This is a genomic window from Myroides phaeus (genome assembly GCF_009799805.1).
Classification (GTDB): domain Bacteria; phylum Bacteroidota; class Bacteroidia; order Flavobacteriales; family Flavobacteriaceae; genus Flavobacterium; species Flavobacterium phaeum_A.
On the sequence record NZ_CP047050.1, the window covers coordinates 221,387 to 240,816 of the forward strand.

Sequence of the window (19,430 nt, forward strand, 5' to 3'; positions counted from 1 at the left end):
CTATGGATTTTGAATTCGGATTAGGAACTTTAATAGCCTTAATAATTGGAGCGCTATTCCTACTTATCTTACTATTTTTTGCAATACTTGCTTCTTTTTACAAGAAAATTCCTCAAGGAAAAGCGATTGTAAGAACAGGAGTTGGTGGAACAAAGATTGCATTTAATAAAGGTATTTATGTAGTACCAGTATTCCATAAAATGGAAATTATGGATATTTCTGTAAAAAAACTACAGATAGACCGTATGCAACAAGAAGGATTAATATGTAAAGATAATATTCGCGCTGATATTAAAGTTGCATTCTTTATCCGAGTAAACAAATCAATTGATGACGTAGTTAATGTAGCACAAACATTAGGTTGTGAAAGAGCAAGTGATGTTGAAACATTAAGAAACATCTTTGAAGCAAAATTCTCAGAAGCATTAAAAACAGTAGGTAAGAAATTTGAATTCATCGAATTATATGAAGCGAGACGAGAGTTCAGAGATGAAATTATCAATATTATTGGTACTGATCTTAATGGCTATATCTTAGATGACTGTGCGATTGATTATTTAGAACAAACAAATATCTCCTTCTTAGATCCACAAAATATCTTAGACTCAGAAGGTATTAAAAAAATCACTGAATTAACAGCACAACAAAACATCAACGCTAACCTTATCCGTAGAGATGAACAGAAAGTTATTAAAAAACAAGATGTTGAAGCAAGAGAAGCTATTCTTGAATTAGAAAGACAATTAGCAGAAAAAGAAGAAAAACAACATAGAGAAGTTGATAACGTACGTGCCCGTGAAGAAGCAGAAATACAAAAAGTACGTGAAGAAGAACGCTTAAAATCTGAAAGTGTACGCATTGCTACAGAAGAAAGTTTAGCTGTACTTGAAGAAAACAAATTACGTCAAGTAATTATTGCAGCTAAAAACAAAGAAAGAACTGATGCAATTGAAACAGAGCGTGTAGAAAAAGACAGAGCATTAGAGCAAACTGAAAGAGAGAGAATTGTTTCTTTAGCACAAATCAACAAAGAGAAAGCTGTTGAAGAAGAAAGAAAATCTATTCAAGATGTTATTCGCGAACGTGTTTCTTTAGAAAAAGGAGTTGTTGAAGAGCAACAAAATATCAAAGATGTTGAAGCATTACGCGAAGTAGAAAGACAAAAACAGGTTGGAATTACACAAGCGAGTAAAATTGCAGAAGAAAACTTAATCAAAACAATCAAGGAAGCAGAAGCTAAGAAATTTGCGCAAGAGCAAATATCTCAACAAATGTTGATTGAAGCAGAAGCACAAAAAGAAGCTTCTATCAAACAAGCAGAAGCACGTAAAATATTAGCAGAAGCCCAAGCAAGAGAAGATGCTACACTTGGACTTGCTGAAGCAGAAGTAATCAAAGCAAAAGCAGAGGCTGTAGAACAACAAAGTATTGTAGAAGCAGCTAAAGTACAACGTATGGCAACGGCAGAAGCAGCTGGAATTGAAGCTAAAGCAGAAGCTAAGCGCAAAGAAGGTTTAGCCGAAGCAGAAGTTATTAAAGAAAAAGCTTATGCAGATGCAGAAGGTCTGAAAGAGAAAGCAGACGCTATGAAGCAAATGGATGGCGTAGGTAAAGAACACGAAGAATTCAAGTTAAAACTACAGAAAGAAAAAGAAGTAGAACTTGCACATTTACATATTCAAAAAGACATTGCTATGTCACAAGCAGAAGTTTTATCCTCTGCCCTTCAATCTGCAAACATTGATATTGTAGGAGGAGAAACAATGTTCTTCGAAAACATAGTAAACCAAGTAAGTCGTGCTAAAGGATTTGATAACCTAATTGGTAAGAGTTCAAATGCGCAAGACATTAAGCGTGCTCTTTTAGGAGATGGTACTTCTGTAAATCAAGGAGAACTATATGAAAACATCAAATACTACGCTAAACAGTTTAATATTACTTCTGAGGATTTAAAAAACCTAAGCATTGCTACTTTAGTTCTAAAGATGCAACAAAATGCAACAGATGAAAATAGTGGTTTATTAAACAGTATTGCTGGTGCAGTACAAACATTAGGTATAGGAAACAATAAACTTTCTTAATTTACTGTATATCACTCCTTGCTTACAAGGAGTGATATACTATATTATCCTCTACCCCTTTCATTTACCTACGTATATACTATATACATAGTCCTTTTACACTATGGCTGAATTAGAAAACCAACATATCGTCGAATCGCTTGATTCTAATACATACGAAATTATACAGCGAAGACTTCAAGACCAGAAAAGTGAGTTAATCCAAAAACTTAATACTTTAAATGATAGTCGTAAAGAAATCTTTAGTTCTGTTGACTTAAAACTTATCGCCAACCAACGTATTACAACAGAAAACAATTGTATTGCCAGAGGAATTATAGCCTTTGACAACATTTGTATTTTCGGTTATAACGTACATTTTGGACTAAAGAAGGAAATACAACTGAGTGATGTTTTCAGTATTTATCGTTTTGAAAACAATCAATTTCAACCTGAAAGTCTTGATTTTATAGCCGATGATAACTTTATCAACGACTACAATAACTTATACAAATATTACAGGGATTCTATCTTTAGTCGTTTCAAAAAAACGGAGAACTACCTATATATGGTATTTCAAACGAGTTCAAAAGTTGACGACCTAAAAGCTTTTAAGTGGTTAATTAAAGACAATAAACTCTATTATCAAGACGATAGAAGTGTTCACGAAGTAAAAAAAGCCAGTCAATATGAATTTAATTGGCAAAAAACTACCATAGACAATAGACGTTTAGGAATACATCCTCACGTCTCTATTTTAGATAAAGTATTTATTGAAGCTGTAGGTGGAGATATTACTTTCAAAATAGAAGACAATACACAAGATGGAAAAGGAATCTATAGCGAGCCTGTGAAAAATATAGACCAGCAACTTGATGATGCTGACTACTATTTTGCAGACTTAAACAACTTTATACTTATACGTATAAAACCTTACCAAGAAGATTTCAGAGCGTTTATATTTAACAATAGAACAAAACAAGTAATCAATGTTCCTGCTTTAAATGAAACAGGAATATTATTACCCGATAACCAAGGTGTAATCTTTTCAAATGGTTATTATCTTCAAAATGGTGACTACAAGATTTTTGAAAACAATGTCCCTAATCTTGAATTCGTAAGAACAATACCTTCACATAATGGAGAAGACTTTTTATATATATTCTACCAAGCGGAGAACAATATATATGTTCTTATGTCTTACAATATCATTAAACAACATATAGAGACACCTATAATATGTAATGGTTTTACACTTTTCAACGATGGTAAACTTACCTATTTCCGTTCAGAAAACGAAGCCGTAAAACACCACGTAGTTCAAGTATGGGAGACGCCTTATGCCACTACCCTACTGGAAAATAAAGAACAAAAAGACAATCACCTTTATAAAATTGGAAATAAAGACATTGTAAAAGCAATGGCTGAGTGCCAAGAAATCATACACCTGATTGACAAAGAAGATTCGTATGAAGGCCTATATAATGACATAGCTAAAAAAGCTAATGATATTATAGATGCTTATTTTTGGATTAATGACTCAGAAACACAACAACTATCTACTCCTCTTTCACAAATTAGAAATATTGCTAATACAGCAATTGACGAGTTTGAGAAAGTACAAGAACAGCGAAAAAGAGCTTCAAGTCAATTAGAAGAATTAAAAACTAAAGTAGATAAACAACTCTTTAATGTTAAGAATGCTAAAGGTAATACCTTAGAAAGTTTAGTACAATTACTTGCTGACAACAGAAAACTGGTAGGTGAAGTTATCAATGCTAAACAAACAAAGTACACCCATATTCCAACATTAGAGGCTTATTTAGAGGCTCTTTCTAAAACCAATAGTTCACTATCAGAAAAAACAATAGCCTTTTTACTACAAGAGCACGCTTTAGTACCGTATGAAGATAAAGTTATTGCCCAAAAAGCAAAGGTAAACGAAGTAGTCAAAGTAATTGATGCCAATACTATTGATGATAATTGTAAGAAAATATCAGCAGAATTAGAGTTACTAATAGACATCTTAAATAGCTTAAAGATTGAGGATACAACCCAAGCAACAAAGATTATTGAGAAGATATCTGTTATTTTCGCTTCTTTAAACGAAGTACGTTCACAGCTTAAACGCAAGATAGACTCTTTGCGTACAAATGAATCTATTGCTGAGTTTCACGCACAACTAACTTTATTAGACCAAAGTATTATCAACTTTTTAGAGTTGTCAAATACACCTGAAAAATGTGATGAATACTATTCTAAAGTCAGTGTACAAGTTGAAGAATTAGAAAGTAAGTTTGCTGACTTTGAAGAATTCATTCTAAAAATTGCGGACAAGCGAGAAGAAGTTATCAAAGCTTTTGATACGCGTAAAACACAACTTGTTGAACAAATCAATAGACGTACAAGTTCACTTGAACAGATTGGTCTTCGTATTTTAAAGAATATTGAAAACAAATCTGCCTCTTTTAAAACCAAAGAAGATATACACGCTTTTTTCTCTACGGACTTAATGATTGATAAAGTTCGCCAATTAGTTCACGATTTAAAAGAATTAGGCGACGTATCAAAAGCTGAAAACCTTGAGAATAGCATCAAAACAAGTCAAGAAGACGCACTGCGTACTTTAAGAGATAAACAAGATTTGTTTGCCGATGGGGAGAATATTATTGCACTGGGAACCAATAAATTTTTAGTCAACAAGCAACCTTTAGACCTTACCATTGTCAGAAGAAATGATATTTTATTTTATCATCTAACAGGTACAAGTTTTTACTATCCTATTCAAAATGATAAAATATACACCTATAAAGAAATTTGGAATCAAGACTTAGTATCTGAAAACAGTGCAGTTTACCGCGCTGAATACTTAGCATACCAAGTTTACAAACAATACCAAAAAGATAACACATTAGTTCTTTCAGAGACAATAAAACACAGAACAGAACAAAATTACGCCGAAGGTTATCTAAAAGGCGTACACGATTTTGACGCCTTAGAAATTTGTAACAACCTACTTTCTTTAAATAAGGAATTAGGCATACTAACCTATGCCCCAGCAATTCGTGTAAATGCACAGCTTTTTTGGTACAGCTTACCAGAGAATACAAAAACAAGCATTCTTAAAAACATCGATAGTGCCACTGCAGTGATTAAAGTATTCCCTAAAAGTGAAAACTATACGTATGTTTTAGAACAAATACAAGACCTGTACAAACAATGGAAGTCATCAATGCGCTTAAATAAAAATGAGTTACAAATTGCAACTTATATTTTTAAAGAGCTTTCAACAGGACTGTATTTTACAAAAAGTAATCAAGCAACCCTATTAAAAAAACAGTTTACAACGTACTTACAACAACAAAATGCTTTGTTGATTTTCGAAGATGATAGTAAAGACGCTAAACTATCAATGACAGATCGTTTTCTATTAATACAAAACTGGTTACATTCCTTTATTGACACGCAATCACAAACAGCTGATTCTATCAAATACATACAAGAAGCAACGTGTCTATTGTTATTTGAAAGCACCTATAATTACACACTATTAGAAGCCAAAGACGAAGTGGTTATTTCTAATTTAAAAGGAAACCATCCACTAATTGTACAAGATAATTACACTTTAGATTATCATCAGTTTATGGATAAACTATTCACTTTTGAAGAAGTATCCGTTCCTGCTTATAACGACTTTAATAGTACAAAAGACAATATCTTAAGTGAGTACAAAAAGTCGTTAAAAATAAATGAGTTAAAACCACGTGTATTAACCTCTTTTGTTAGGAATAAATTAATTAACGAAGTTTACTTTCCTTTAATAGGAAACAACTTAGCGAAACAAATTGGTGTTTACGGAGATAACAAGCGTACAGCGAGAATGGGAATGCTATTATTAGTATCCCCCCCTGGATATGGAAAAACAACACTAATGGAATATTTAGCCAATGCATTAGGATTACATTTTGTAAAAATAAATGGTCCTACAATTGGACATTCCATTACCTCAATAGATCCAACAGAAGCTAAAACATCTGGAGCAAGAGAAGAATTAAAGAAGATAAACTTGTCATTTGAAATGGTTGACAACGTTATGCTTTACTTAGATGACATACAACATTGTAGTTCTGAATTCTTACAAAAGTTCATTTCATTAGCCGATGGACAGCGTAAGATGGATGGTATTTTTGAAGGAGAAAGTAAAACATATGATTTAAGAGGAAAGCGTTTTTGTATCATTATGGCAGGCAACCCATATACAGAAACGGGAGAGAAATTTCAAATTCCTGATATGTTAGCCAATCGTGCAGACACCTATAACTTAGGAGATGTAATTGGAAATACTGAGAGTTTATTTAAACTAAGCTTACTTGAGAATGCTATTGCTGAAAACAGTTATTTACAGCGTCTAAGCAGCAAATCATTAGATGATTTCTATAAACTAATTCAACACATTGAAACTCGCTCTGAAGAAGCATTAGATTTAGAAGGTAATTTTAGTGCTCAAGAATTAGAGGAATTTATAGCTGTGATTAAAAAAGCGATGATGGTAAGAGATATCGTTCTTAAAGTAAATCAGAATTATATCTTGAGTGCGAGTATGGACAATGCTTATCGCGTAGAGCCAGCCTTTAAATTACAAGGTTCTTACAGAGATATGAATAAGATGATAAGTAAAATTGTTCCCTTAATGAATGAAGTCGAAATAGATGAGTTAATCTTAACGCATTATGAGAATGAATCACAAACCTTAACTTCAGATACAGAAGCCAACCTTTTAAAATTAAAGGAAATCACAGGCAAACTAAATTTAGAAGAAAAAGAACGTTGGGAAACAATCAAGGAAATTTTTACAAAACAGAATAAATTAGGTGTCGCAGGCAAAGACAATCAAGTTGGACAAATATTAAATCAGCTTATGGATTTTAATCACAATTTAGAGGGTATTGCACAAGCTTTAAAACGCAATTAGCAACACATACAACAGGGTTTAATTCTTTTAAAAGAGTATAAATGCAAAGCGGTCTATTCATAAAATAGACCGCTTTTTTATTAGCATTTAATGTATGGCACTATCTTAAAAAAAAAGTCTGCATCTAATAGATACAGACTTTTTAAAATTTTATTCTTTCTAATTTACTTCTATCACACTTCCCTTTTCTTCATCTTTCACTACAGTAAGTGACATCGGTATTCTCTCTTGCAATTCTTCAACGTGAGAAATAATTCCAACTATACGGTTCTCCTTATGTAAATTACTCAATGTTTCAAACACGATGTTTACCGAGTCTATATCTTGTGTACCAAACCCTTCATCAATAAAGAAGAAGTTTTTATTAGATTTCGATAAACTTTGTACACTTTCTGCCAAGGCTAAAGCCAAAGAAAGCGACACCTGAAAACTTTGTCCTCCTGATAATGTTTTCACACTCCTTGCTTTCCCGTTGTTCAAATAATCAACAATCTCAAAATCATTGCTCTCATTTAATTGCAAACTCAGCTGATTATTTGTCAGACGATGAAAACGGTGATTAGCCATATCACATAAGTTTTTCAAATAAATACCTGAAACGTAATTTACAAAACCAGCACCTTTAAACATATTGTCAAGTACACTGATATTCTTTAAGCGTTTTTCTACTTTATCGTGTTCTATTAATAAATCTTTCTTCTCGGCTAACTCCTTAGTCAATCGTTCAACCTCACCCTTTAGCTTAGCCGTTGATTCAGTCAATACCTTAACCTCCAATTCAAGCTTTTCAATAACCTCTTGTTGTTTCTCAAATTTCTCTTTATCAAAAGAAACTTTCTCCAACTTCTGTTCTAAAGCAACAACATTGTTTTTAACTACTTCCAGTTTTACCTCAAAAGCTTGAATAGCCTCACGACCACTCTTAACATCCAACTGAGTTTCTAAAATAGCTTTTACCTCATCTAATGTATTTAATCCATTTGCATGAACTAATACCTCTAATTCTTTCTCAAGCTTTTCTTTGCTTACTTTTAGCTCAGCAATTTCCTCTACTAATCCCTTTTGTTCTGATTGAAGAGCTGCTAATTTTGGAGATAACTCTTGAAACTCTTTTGTCAATGAACTATGTTTCTTTTCCGTATTGTCAATTCTCAATTGACGTTGTTGTTGTTCTTGAGCAATTAAACTTTCTTCTAACCCTAAATAAGCTTGTAAGTTTAAACGAACAATTTGAGAGCTCTTTGAGTGAATCTCACTTTCATATTTAGCTTTTTCAACCTCCAATTCAGCTAACCTTGTTTTAGCTTGGTCTGCTTTATGTCTTAACTTTTCAACCTCTTTCTGAAGAAAAGCATACTGATTCTCGCACACCTCAACTTGTTGTTGAATTGCATTAGCGCTCTCTTTTAATTGAACAAACTGTTCCTTATGACCAACTTCAATTATATTCCAAGTAAACTTACTGTGGTGTACTTGTACTGCCTGTTGGTTCGCTTGCTCTTTTGCTTTTAACTCCTCTAACTGAGTTAAAAAGAAATTATACTTATCAAACAATGCCACTGCTTTACTTTCGTATGCATTCAACCTTGTTTGTTTATCTTTAATATCGCTTAAAGTACGTTCAGCATTTGCAATAGCTAACGACACATCATTGCCTTGCAAAACGTGCGGATGCTCTAATGATCCACATAACGGACAAGCTTGTCCATTGTGCAAATCACTTGCATACTGCGTTAACTGCTGCGACACTCTTAAATGCGCTAACTCTTGCTCTGCTTGCTCCTGCTTTTTATTAAACGTATTTCTATAACCACTAATCTCAGCTTGCCAATTATCAATATTCTTTAATTTTAGTTTTTGAATATCCTGTTGTACCTGCTGTAAGTCAGCTGTAGATTTACCTATACTCTGATTTGCTTCCTCCGAACTCTTTTTTAATAATTCAAAATCCTTAAACCACCCTTCAATATCCATAATCAAATTACTATCAATTCGATTAGCTTTCATTTGATTTAACTCATTCTCTTTTTGCTGTAAGTTAACCTGAGCTTCGCTAAAATGCTGATTAACCTCATTGACAAACTTGATTCCCTTTTCAAAGTGTTCTTGATTTTCTGTATTCTTTAGAGAAGCTTCTTTTATTCCCTTGATTAGTCCAAGTTCATAACATTCCGCTTTTTGTTGCTCTAACGTAGCAAAATCCATTTGCACCATTTCTAATTCCTTAGAAACCTTTGTAAACATATCTTGCGTTTGAACAACAGAAGTAGTCAGCTTTTCATTCTTTTCTTCCTTAAAAGTTAGCTTAATACCTGTATTCTCAGCATCAGCTAACACCGTAGCAAAGGTTTTTTCAACTAATTCAAAACGCTCAAGCTCTTTCTTCTTTTGTTGAAAACCGGGCAATTGTTCGTTTAAAGTTGCCAATTCCTCTTTCTTTACTACTAAACTTTCAAAGTCTTCTTTTACAGCTTTTAACTGTTGGTAACTTTCATTCTCTATTTTAAAAGAATTAGCTGCCTTTTCTAACTTATCTTGTTCATCAACTAATATCTTTTGTTGTTCCTCAATTGTTTCTTGCGTAACCGTAGCAAAACCTTGCAATCTACCTTTAAGCTGATCAAAACTTTCCTTTGTTTTTCCGTAAATACCCTTAACTTTTGAAGTCAAATCAAAACGATCTAACCCAAAAATCTGTTGCATCATACGCGTACGATCAGCCCCTTTCAAGTCAATAAACTCTCTGAACTGTCCTTGCGGAATAATAACAGTACGCTTAAAGTTATCGTAACTCAATCCTACTATTTCATCCATATTCAAATGAGATAGTGGCATCCATTCATCTCCCTCCCACTGATACAATACAGCATCACCACGTTTCACATCTTCAAATCGCTTAGAATTACGCTTAAACTCTCGTCTAATTCTATACTTTTCATCTGCAAAATTATAAAACTCAAAATCTATCACAGCGTGATCAGACTTTAAGTTCATCATATTATACGCGCGATTATCTCTTGAATTTAATCGTTCGCTTTCTCCATATAATCCAAAAGAGATTGCCTCTAAAATAGATGATTTTCCAGAACCTACCTTTCCGAAAATTCCAAACAATCCAGCCTCAATTAACTGTGTAAAATCGATTACTTGTTTTTCTTGGTAAGAATATAAACCTTCAAGTGTTAATTTAATTGGTATCATCTATTCTTCATTTAAAATTTCATTAAACAAATCAATTATCTCTTCATTAGGCAATTGCCCACTATATCGCTGTTTAAAATAATCAGAAAACAACCCTTTAATATCTTGTTCCAAATTCACTTGATTCACTTCCTTATCTCCAGCTTCCTTATCCATATTCACAATTGGGATGATAGATATAATACCATCGTGTGCTTGGTTTAACCTCTTAATATCATCAGCATTTAGGAAAGTATCACTCACCAAGGTTAACTCAACCAATGGCTCAGGATTAGACAATAGCCAAAAGATAGCCTCTTCAATATTTGCAAACTTCACTCGCGAAAGAGGTCTTCCCTTTTGCAAAGGCATTTGTCTGTAAGTAACCGGCTTATTTGCCTCTGCCTCAATTATCATAACGCATTTACGCTGTCCTGCTTCGCTAAAACTATAGCCCAATGGACTACCAGAATACACCACAGGGCGATCATCCGGTCCTATTTGATGTGCTCTATGAAGGTGACCTAAAGCAGTATATTGTATTTGCTCTGGAATGATATCACTATAAATCAAATCTGCATTACCTATTTTCAATGGTTTTTCTCCATCTGGTTCCTCTAACATCTCCCCATTTCTATTCATCATATACAAATGAGAAATCAATAAATTCACCCCTTTCGTCTTACAATACTTATCAGCCAATGCTTGCCACGTCTCTTGTAAAACACTATTCAATGCCTCCGTTTTATCCTCTACATTCAAAGCCTTTCTCAGCCTTACTTCATTAGCATAAGGCGTATGTATAATACGAATAGGTTGTTTGAAGTCTTTCAGTCTTATTTCAATAAATCCAGGTGCCGACTTAGAAACCTTAAAATGATCTTCTATCGCAAATGGTTTAACCTCAGCATTAGGAAACCCAACAAAGATAATTCCACACTCCCTTGCCAATGGATCTGGCGCATCAATACGTTCAGGACTATCGTGGTTTCCTGCAATAGCAATTACAGGACGCTCTCCATTCTTAGCCAATCGCTTCAATGTTTTATAAAACAAATCAACTGCTTCAATCGGTGGGTTAAACGTGTCAAACAAATCACCAGCCAGTAGAACTAAATCCACTTTCTCTTTATCGGCGATTTTACAAATTTCTTCTAAAACCTCCTTTTGTTCGTCAAGTCTACTATAATTATCTAATCGTTTTCCAAGGTGCCAATCGGCTGTATGTAGTATCTTCAATGCCATCGTATGGTCTGTATTTTCTGAATATTCAAAGATAAGGACAAATAATTCGACTCCTAATGAATTTTACTAAATATAGCGTTAATAAACACCTTAAAAGCAACAAATGACAAATTGACTATGGGTGATAAAAACGTAGAATCTACAACGACTACCCCATTCGTAAACGAGATACATAAATTGTAAAACAGTATGCTAAAAACAGAAAAAAACAATTTTATGCACATTGTAATATTAGCATCATCTACCTTGCTTATACCTTCTTATTTTAGTCCACAAAAAAAGGGCAATGCGATAATTAGCTTATCTCATTGCCCTTGATGTATATATTGATTGTGCGACTTAAATCTCACATCCTTCCGGTCCACAAGCACCTGCGTCTTGATTTCCTTTCATTTCAAATTGTGGTTTACTTTCTTGGTAAGCTTGCGTTAATGCTTCAACAAACGCCTCTACTGGTTGCGCTCCAGATACTCCGTATTTTCTGTCTAACACAAAAAATGGAACACCAGACACACCGATAGCTTGTGCTTCTTGAATATCTTTTTGTACCTCAGCTGTTTGCTCTTCTGTTTCCAAAAATGCTTTAACCTCAGCTTTATTCAATCCAACTGTTTCCGCTAACGTCGCTAATACTTCAATATCACCAACATTTTTACCTTCTGTAAAATGAGCTAAGAACAACGCTTCTTCCATCTCGTTCCCTTTACCTGCTTTTTGAGCAAAGTGACTTAAACGGTGCGCTCTAAAAGTATTTACAGGAATAGCAATATCTTGTCTGAAATCAATTCCAACAGCAGAACCCGCTTGTTGTAAATGAGCTAACATTCCTTCAATTTGCTCCATTGGCATACCTTTTCTGTTTACCAAATACTCTTTAGTAGACATATTAGCACCTTCTTCTGGCAATGTTGGATCTAATTGGTAACTCTTCCATTCCACTTGAATCTTATCTTTAAAAGGCAATTGTTCTAATGCACTTTCAAAGTGTTTTTTTCCAACAAAACAGAAGGGGCACATAACGTCTGACCATATTTCTACTTTCATATTGTTTCAATTTAATGTGATACTATGTTCTGCAAAAGTGCAGCTTCTCAAAGATACACTTTAAATTACACATCCATTCCTGCTTTAACAAACCTTAAATAAATGTTCTTTCAAAACGATAAGTCTATTTTTTGTATTTTTACCCTTATGGGAAAGTCAATTATATTTATCGGAATTGTCATAGTTATTATCGGACTAATTGTACAATTTACACCATTCAACTTTAATTGGTTTGGCAGACTACCAGGAGATATTCACGTTGAACGCCCTGGCTTCTCTTTCTTTATGCCTATCAGCAGTATGATAATTTTGTCTATTGTAATTAGTGGACTAATTTGGCTTTACAATCGTTTCTTTTCTTAGCGATTACTTAACCCAAGTATCTTTTCCTGCAATAATACCAGAGATCAAAAGGGTAACTGACATAACTAAAAGGAAAATAAAAGACGATGTCCAACTTCCTGAGAAGTCGTAAAAAGCACCAAATAACGGAGGACCACAAGCTGCTATTAAATAACCAAAAGCCTGTGCCATTCCAGATAATTCAGCCGATTGTACTGTACTACGAGTACGCAAGACAAAGAAAAGCATTGATAAACTAAATGCTAATCCACTTCCAGCTCCAATAAGTACACACCACAATACGATGTAGTCTGTTTTGAATATAAGGATTCCCCCTATTCCAACAATAAACAACAACCCTACTATCAGTGAAAGCAATTTTTGATTATTCATTTTACTTGCTATAATAGCACCAGCAAATGTCATTGGCAATTGAGCAAACTGAACGTAAGACAATATCCACCCAGAGTCTTCTATTGACATTCCCCACGTTTGAGCTACTTTAGGCAACCAAGCAGCCAAACAATAGAACAATAACGATTGTACTCCCATAAATACCGTTACAGCCCAAGCTAATCCAGATTTATACAAGTTTACCGTATTCTCTTCAATAGGAAAATCTCCCTTAACTGTTTCTTCTTGCTTCTTCTTTAATTGTGGTATCCACACTACAATAGTCACTAAAGATAAAACCAACCAAATACCAATTGATCCTTTCCATCCAAAGTTTGTGATACGCCCTAAGCTAATGCTGAACCCCGCCGCTAATGCCGCTGTTAAATTCATAGCTACAGAGTACACCCCCATCATTGTTCCTACTTTATTGCTAAAGTTATTTTTAATAAATGCAGGCATTAATACGTTTCCAACTGTAATTGCTGTACCTACTAATGCTGCTCCAAGAAATAGAGAGACAATACTTCCTAAAGGTCTAATGATTAAACCGATTGTCAACAATATAATGGAACCAAGTAATACTAATTCCATTCCGTATTTACGAGATACTTTTGGAACAACGCCTGATAACAAGGCAAATGCCATTAGGGGAATTGTAGTAATTAATCCTGCCGCAGTATTTGACAAGGATAAAGCTTTACTTATCTCTGCTACTACTGGACCAACAGAGGTTAGTGGGGCACGTAGATTAGATGCTATAAATATTACACCTAAAAACATCAGTATCTTCTTCATTTTTGAGACATCACCCTGACTTGTTTCTACTTTTGTATTCATTTTATTCTGTGAGTTTTTAAATATGACACAAAATTAAGTGGTTATTTTTAATTATATTCGCCATATATCATAACTAAAACGACAAGTATGGATGGGCATAAATTAGTAGATGAAGTTGGAAAAGACGTTTTTGTGTGGCACGCAAAACAGTGGAAACACACAGATGAATTTCACTCTCACAAAAAAGCACAATTAGTATTTGTAGAAGAAGGATATCAATATCTACATATTGAAGAGAACCACTTCTTACTACCACAAAATCACGTGGCTTGGATACCTTCAAACGCTATTCACAAAACAACTACCTCATCAGAACACGTATCTCTGCGCACGTTGTATTTTGACATTGATAATCTCCCGCCTTTCTATGATGAATTGTATTTATTTGCTATTCCGCCTGTACTTAAGGAAATGATACTTTACACAGAAAAATGGTCAATGCTAAAAGAAGAAAACAAGAGTGAGTCCCTCTTTCTAAAGGCGATATTACACGAGTTACCTTCGTTTATTGACAATGCTGTACCCTTGCAAACTCCTGTACCCAAGAGTAAGAACTTAATAGATATTGCTGCTTATATACATCAAAACTATCAACATAAAATAAACATTGAAGAAGTAGCGACAATGTTTCACTTGAGCATTCGTACGTTAGAACGACAGTTTAAAAAAGAAACAGGTATTAGCATTGCAAAGTATATACAAATGGTCAAGATTATTAAGTCCATTGAGTTACTTAGTGAAGGCGTATTAACCATCAATGAAATCGCTTTTAAAGTAGGCTATAGCAGTGCGCAATCTTACAGCAATGTATTTACAAAATTAATAGGTAGAAGGCCGAGTGATTTCTTAAATCAAATTAAGGGTCAGGCACAAAAGTTAGGATACTAAGCGTAAACATCCCTTTTCTTTAAATCAACAAAACACAAAATAAACGAAGATTTAAAATATAATGTACTATATTATGTTTGTGATAATGAACATATCAAAGCGTAGTTTTAGACACACCATGTTCGAGACATTTACCAGTCAAGTACCACAGAGGCTCGTAAAAAAAGCCTTTTTACCGAAGGTGTCTGGTATTTGTGTGGTACTTGTCCGAAACAAGTATAAAAGAAGCACTTAATAACAATACTTTAAAACCTCTCTTTTTAGTTAATGGAAATACCAAAAAACAATTACTAACCAAGGTCTATTCATCTACTATACAAAAGTCAATACAATTAAACTCAATATCAAAAAAACATCCAATTTAACTTATATCCAAATTTTAAAAAGGCAAATGATTTAGTTGCTGATAATTTACGTAGAATATATAATTTAAAAATACCAAAACAAGTAGCTATTATTAAACTAACTCATAGAGAGTAATAATGTTCATAATACTTCTCTAATACCATTATAAAGACTTTAAAAACACATTGCTTATATATTATTAATTACTTTAATGATAGAGGTACGAACACTTCTGCCGAATCCCTGAATGCGAAAGTAAAGTACTTTAGATAAATCATAATTCTTGCTTACACTCTACCTTTTATTGTTGATCCCAAATTAATAAATAGCTATTTAACTTTACTGCATAAAAAAAGCCAACCTCTCGGTTGGCTTTATCTTTTATACTAAATTGATTAGTTTTCTACTGGTAAGAAACTATACTCTTTAGCGTAGTACAACATTTGAGCTTCAAAAGACTCTGGTTGTTTAATTTCGAAATCAGTAATCTCTCCTTTATCATTTTTCACAGGAACAATATAAGGATTTACGAATCCTCTGTATGGAGCAGAATTAAATTTAGCGTTTCTTGCTAATACTTCTTTGTGAATAGCTTGATCAACTTTCACTCCGTAGTTTTCAACTAAAGCTTTTGCAGCCTTAAAGTCTCCTTCAGATTTGATACGTTGAGTTTCTCTTAATAACTGACCAAATAATTCGTGTAGTTTTTCATAATCAGTAATATTGAAATATGTTTTACCATCGCGAACAACTTTCTCAATTACGTTGTCTTTTTTACCTTTTTCGAATACCCAAGCACTAACCCATTGGCGGTTTCTCATATGAGCTTCCTCAATATCAGCACCTGGCTCTAAACGCACTAATTGTAACATTAATCCATTTCTGATGTATCCATCATAAGCTGCTTTTCCTACTGCTTTCCAATCATCTACTAATCCTAATTCTTGTAATTTAGGGTTGTATAAGTAGAATAATCCAACTAAGTCAGCACGTCCTTCTTCTAATGTAGAAGCATAGCTTTTTAAAGTTACTTGTGGTTGTCCAACACCAGGGTTAATTTGCCCAGACGCGTGTCCGATAACTTCGTGTAAAGCTGTATGTAATTTATCAGCTAATTCACCATATTTTTCCTCCAATTGGAATTCCTCTTCATCGTGAACAAACTCTTTCAAACGATCAGAACCACTTGCGTGATTGTAAGAGTCAATAATATTACCTAATGAAATTGATTTAGAACCGTGTTCTGCTCTAATCCAATCTGCGTTTGGTAAGTTTACTCCGATAGGTGTACTTGGAGATGCATCACCAGATTCAGAAGCAACGATAACAGTTTTGTAAGTTACCCCTACTACACTTTTCTTTTTATGTGCGTCAATTAACGGAGAGTTATCCTCGAACCACTGTGCCTCGTGAGATAAAACTTCCATTTTCTTAGACATATCAAAGTCTTTGATTTGAACAACACTCTCATAAGAACCTTTATGTCCTAATGGGTCATTGTACACTTCAATAAATCCGTTATTATAATCAATATTTCCTTCAGTTGCTTGTACCCACGCAACATTATAATCATCCCAAGATTTTAAATCTCCTGTTTCGTAGAATTTAATCAACAAGCCAATAGCGTCAGCTTGCTTTTGGTTTTCAGCAACAGTCTGTGCTTTTTCTAACCAATAGATAATTTGGTCAATAGCTGGACCATACAAGCCTCCACTTTTCCAAACTTTCTCAACTAACTTACCGTTCTCTTTTACCAATTTAGAGTTTAAACCGATAGACAAAGGACGATTAGCATCAGGGCTTGTCATATTAGCATAGAAATCCTCTGCTTCTTTAGCTGTAACACCTTCTCCATAGAAGTTTATAGCAGAACCAACTACTAAATCCTTAGATGCGTCTAAGTTTACTTTCTTATTATCAACATCATTAAAAAGAATCTCTGCAACATTATTATCTAATGTTGTATTTGTTTCTTTCAATAAAGTATCAAAGTATGCTTTTGCAAATGCAGGTTTAATTTTATCATTTGAGTAATGGTGGTGAATACCGTTAGAGAACCATACTCTTTTTACATAAACCACAAAATTTTTCCAATCTTCAGTTGTTTTATCTCCTTGGTAGTTTACATAGATATTTTCAAGAGCCTTACGGATCTTTAAGTTATGCTTATAGTTTTGGTCCCACATAATATCGCGACCTACATAACCAGCTTGGCTCAAATAATATACTAATGTTTTTTCTTTTAAAGTCAAGTCATCCCATCCTGGAATTTGATATCTTAAAACCTCGATATCTCCAAACTTGTCTACACTGTATTCAAAGTTCTCCACTTCTGTTGCGTTCTCGTTATTTGTTTTATTCTCTTTATCTTTCCCACAAGAAAGGAACATTGCTGAAGCAAGTGCAATACAAGCAATAGTGTTTAATCTCATAATGTTTCGTTTATTCGTGTTGCAACAAATATATAAAATTCTATACGGAACCCCTATACCTTTTTCCGTTAGAAATTATGAACTACAAAATTTTGAGCTTATTTGTTTAAATAATCATCGAAAAAACACCTTTCTTCTTTCAGATTACTAAATTTCACTTGCTTATAGTCTTGTGTTTTATTTTTAAAAAAGCTTAATTTTTAGGAATCAAAACATAGCAATAGTAGTTATAAAAGTAGCTGTAGATAAATGTGCTACAAAAAAAAGAGATAGTAATAAGAGATGAGCTTACTTCATCTTTCATAATGCTTGTAGATTACATTAGAACATCAGGACAAAGTATAGAAAACAAAAAAAGTAACCCGAAGGCTACTTTTTCTTTACTAAAGGATGATTTAATCCCTTTACATTATTATTAATAACCTCATAGGTTTTTAAATGCTTAAACAATTCTGTCAGGTTTCTAAAACCATAATCACGAGCATCAAAACTTGGATTAAGTTTACGGATATTACCTCCAACTGTTGAGATATAAGCCTCTACTTCTTCGTCAACTGACATATTAAAAGCTTTATCTATCAATCTAAATTCTTTCTTAGTTAACGATTTATTGTCATCATCATCGTTATTATTCGCTTTTTTAGCATTGCCATTACTTCCCTTTTCCTTTTCAGTTTCCTTAGGCATTAGGGTTTCACAATAAGTAAATATCTCACAAGACTGTACAAAGGCATTCGGTGTTTTCTTTTCACCTACTCCCATAACAAATATACCACCTTCTCTAATTCGCTTAGCTAAACCTGTGTAATCACTATCACTTGAAACAATACAAAACCCATCAACCGATTTGTTGTGTAAAATATCCATTGCATCAATAATCAGAGAACTATCTGTAGAGTTCTTCCCTGTTGTGTAGTTGAATTTTTGAATAGGCGAAAATGACAGGTCATTCAGTAGGTCTTTCCAACTCCCCATTTGTGGAGTAGTCCAATCTCCATAAATTCGTCTTATCGTTACTTTACCATACTTAGACACCTCTTCTAATATTTCTTCCAGTAGTTTTGGTTGCGCATTATCGCCATCTACCAGGATCGCTATATTATTATTTATTTTTTCCATTCGTTAGTTTCTAATTACAAAGTCCCTAAAATACAAAAATCCCATTCAAAATGGGATTTTTATATGCTAATATATTTTTAAATATGCCTTTTTATTACTTAACATACGTAAATGTACCGTCTACAAAAGAACTTTCACGTTTTCCTGATTCATTTGTCCAAGACCAAAAAGCTTTGACTTCTCCCGTTTTAGTATTGATTATTTGACTCACTGTAAAGCCAGTTTTCTCAATCCAATTCAAAAAGTGTAACTCCTCTGACAACCTTTTATAACTTACTTGTTCATCTCCTTGATTAACAGTACCATCTTTTGCCTTTGTACTCCAATGCAATGTTTTCTCACTTGTATAATCAGTTATGGCACTCATTTCTGGAAAAGAAATTTCGCCCTTTTTACCAATTAAATCCAAAGAAATTGTTGCTTCGCTTTTAACTTCTTCTCTTGTACTTTCATTCTGTTTACAGCTTACCATTGTAAATAAACCAACAGTAATCATAATTAGTGCTATTCGTTTCATATTCAAATATTTTCACCAAAAGTACAACCTTGAAATATCAAAAAAATTGAACT

General features: G+C 33.6%; 12 protein-coding genes. 5 read left to right on the forward strand and 7 right to left on the reverse strand.

Annotation, left to right across the window (positions count from 1 at the left end; genetic code table 11):
* The first annotated feature begins 2 nt into the window (after positions 1-2).
* Both GQS07_RS01000 and GQS07_RS01005 read left to right on the forward strand, forming a co-directional pair.
* Positions 3-2,081, forward strand: a complete 2,079-nt coding sequence (locus GQS07_RS01000) for a flotillin family protein (RefSeq protein ID WP_158209253.1) — start codon at positions 3-5, stop codon at positions 2,079-2,081.
* A gap of 103 nt (positions 2,082-2,184) precedes the next feature.
* Complete coding sequence (locus tag GQS07_RS01005; RefSeq protein ID WP_158209254.1) at positions 2,185-7,032, forward strand: DNA repair ATPase; 4,848 nt, start codon at positions 2,185-2,187, stop codon at positions 7,030-7,032.
* Positions 7,033-7,191: 159 nt separating this feature from the next.
* Here the strand turns inward: GQS07_RS01005 and GQS07_RS01010 are convergent, their stop codons facing one another.
* The 3 genes from GQS07_RS01010 to GQS07_RS01020 form a co-directional block, all read right to left on the reverse strand.
* Positions 7,192-10,233 (reverse strand): AAA family ATPase, encoded by a 3,042-nt coding sequence (locus GQS07_RS01010; RefSeq protein ID WP_158209255.1) that lies wholly within the window; start codon positions 10,231-10,233, stop codon positions 7,192-7,194.
* A complete protein-coding gene (locus GQS07_RS01015) occupies positions 10,234-11,457 on the reverse strand; it encodes an exonuclease SbcCD subunit D (RefSeq protein WP_158209256.1) in 1,224 nt (407 codons plus the stop codon).
* A gap of 339 nt (positions 11,458-11,796) precedes the next feature.
* On the reverse strand, positions 11,797-12,501 hold the full coding sequence (locus tag GQS07_RS01020) for a DsbA family oxidoreductase (protein ID WP_158209257.1): 705 nt from the start codon (positions 12,499-12,501) through the stop codon (positions 11,797-11,799).
* A 147-nt stretch (positions 12,502-12,648) separates the two neighbouring features.
* Between GQS07_RS01020 and GQS07_RS01025 the strand changes: the two genes are divergently transcribed.
* Positions 12,649-12,864: a DUF2905 domain-containing protein gene (locus GQS07_RS01025; protein ID WP_090410340.1), complete on the forward strand. Its 216-nt coding sequence runs from the start codon at positions 12,649-12,651 to the stop codon at positions 12,862-12,864.
* A 3-nt stretch (positions 12,865-12,867) separates the two neighbouring features.
* Here the strand turns inward: GQS07_RS01025 and GQS07_RS01030 are convergent, their stop codons facing one another.
* Complete coding sequence (locus GQS07_RS01030; protein WP_158209258.1) at positions 12,868-14,076, reverse strand: CynX/NimT family MFS transporter; 1,209 nt, start codon at positions 14,074-14,076, stop codon at positions 12,868-12,870.
* An 87-nt stretch (positions 14,077-14,163) separates the two neighbouring features.
* Between GQS07_RS01030 and GQS07_RS01035 the strand changes: the two genes are divergently transcribed.
* Both GQS07_RS01035 and GQS07_RS13840 read left to right on the forward strand, forming a co-directional pair.
* Positions 14,164-14,964, forward strand: coding sequence for an AraC family transcriptional regulator (locus GQS07_RS01035; protein ID WP_158209259.1), 801 nt, complete (start codon positions 14,164-14,166; stop codon positions 14,962-14,964).
* Between the two features lie 510 nt (positions 14,965-15,474).
* Positions 15,475-15,582, forward strand: coding sequence for a hypothetical protein (locus tag GQS07_RS13840; RefSeq protein WP_410505315.1), 108 nt, complete (start codon positions 15,475-15,477; stop codon positions 15,580-15,582).
* Positions 15,583-15,704: 122 nt separating this feature from the next.
* On the opposite strand, the gene GQS07_RS01045 is transcribed toward GQS07_RS13840, so the two are convergent.
* The 3 genes from GQS07_RS01045 to GQS07_RS01055 form a co-directional block, all read right to left on the reverse strand.
* A complete protein-coding gene (locus GQS07_RS01045; RefSeq protein ID WP_158209260.1) occupies positions 15,705-17,741 on the reverse strand; it encodes a dipeptidyl-peptidase 3 family protein in 2,037 nt (678 codons plus the stop codon).
* 369 nt (positions 17,742-18,110) lie between these two features.
* Positions 18,111-18,860 carry an NYN domain-containing protein gene (locus GQS07_RS01050; RefSeq protein WP_158209261.1) on the reverse strand — a complete coding sequence of 250 codons (750 nt, stop codon included), beginning with the start codon at positions 18,858-18,860 and terminating at the stop codon, positions 18,111-18,113.
* A 94-nt stretch (positions 18,861-18,954) separates the two neighbouring features.
* Positions 18,955-19,377, reverse strand: a complete 423-nt coding sequence (locus GQS07_RS01055; RefSeq protein ID WP_233269294.1) for a MoaF-related domain-containing protein — start codon at positions 19,375-19,377, stop codon at positions 18,955-18,957.
* Positions 19,378-19,430: the final 53 nt, after the last annotated feature.

What these genes read in the sequence shown, in the direction of transcription:
- GQS07_RS01000 (WP_158209253.1), top strand. Translation starts at nt 3, where the DNA reads ATGGATTTTGAATTCGGATTAGGAACTTTAATAGCCTTAATAATTGGA.
- GQS07_RS01005 (WP_158209254.1), top strand. Translation starts at nt 2,185, where the DNA reads ATGGCTGAATTAGAAAACCAACATATCGTCGAATCGCTTGATTCTAAT.
- GQS07_RS01010 (WP_158209255.1), bottom strand. Translation starts at nt 10,233, where the DNA reads ATGATACCAATTAAATTAACACTTGAAGGTTTATATTCTTACCAAGAA.
- GQS07_RS01015 (WP_158209256.1), bottom strand. Translation starts at nt 11,457, where the DNA reads ATGGCATTGAAGATACTACATACAGCCGATTGGCACCTTGGAAAACGA.
- GQS07_RS01020 (WP_158209257.1), bottom strand. Translation starts at nt 12,501, where the DNA reads ATGAAAGTAGAAATATGGTCAGACGTTATGTGCCCCTTCTGTTTTGTT.
- GQS07_RS01025 (WP_090410340.1), top strand. Translation starts at nt 12,649, where the DNA reads ATGGGAAAGTCAATTATATTTATCGGAATTGTCATAGTTATTATCGGA.
- GQS07_RS01030 (WP_158209258.1), bottom strand. Translation starts at nt 14,076, where the DNA reads ATGAATACAAAAGTAGAAACAAGTCAGGGTGATGTCTCAAAAATGAAG.
- GQS07_RS01035 (WP_158209259.1), top strand. Translation starts at nt 14,164, where the DNA reads ATGGATGGGCATAAATTAGTAGATGAAGTTGGAAAAGACGTTTTTGTG.
- GQS07_RS01045 (WP_158209260.1), bottom strand. Translation starts at nt 17,741, where the DNA reads ATGAGATTAAACACTATTGCTTGTATTGCACTTGCTTCAGCAATGTTC.
- GQS07_RS01050 (WP_158209261.1), bottom strand. Translation starts at nt 18,860, where the DNA reads ATGGAAAAAATAAATAATAATATAGCGATCCTGGTAGATGGCGATAAT.
- GQS07_RS01055 (WP_233269294.1), bottom strand. Translation starts at nt 19,377, where the DNA reads ATGAAACGAATAGCACTAATTATGATTACTGTTGGTTTATTTACAATG.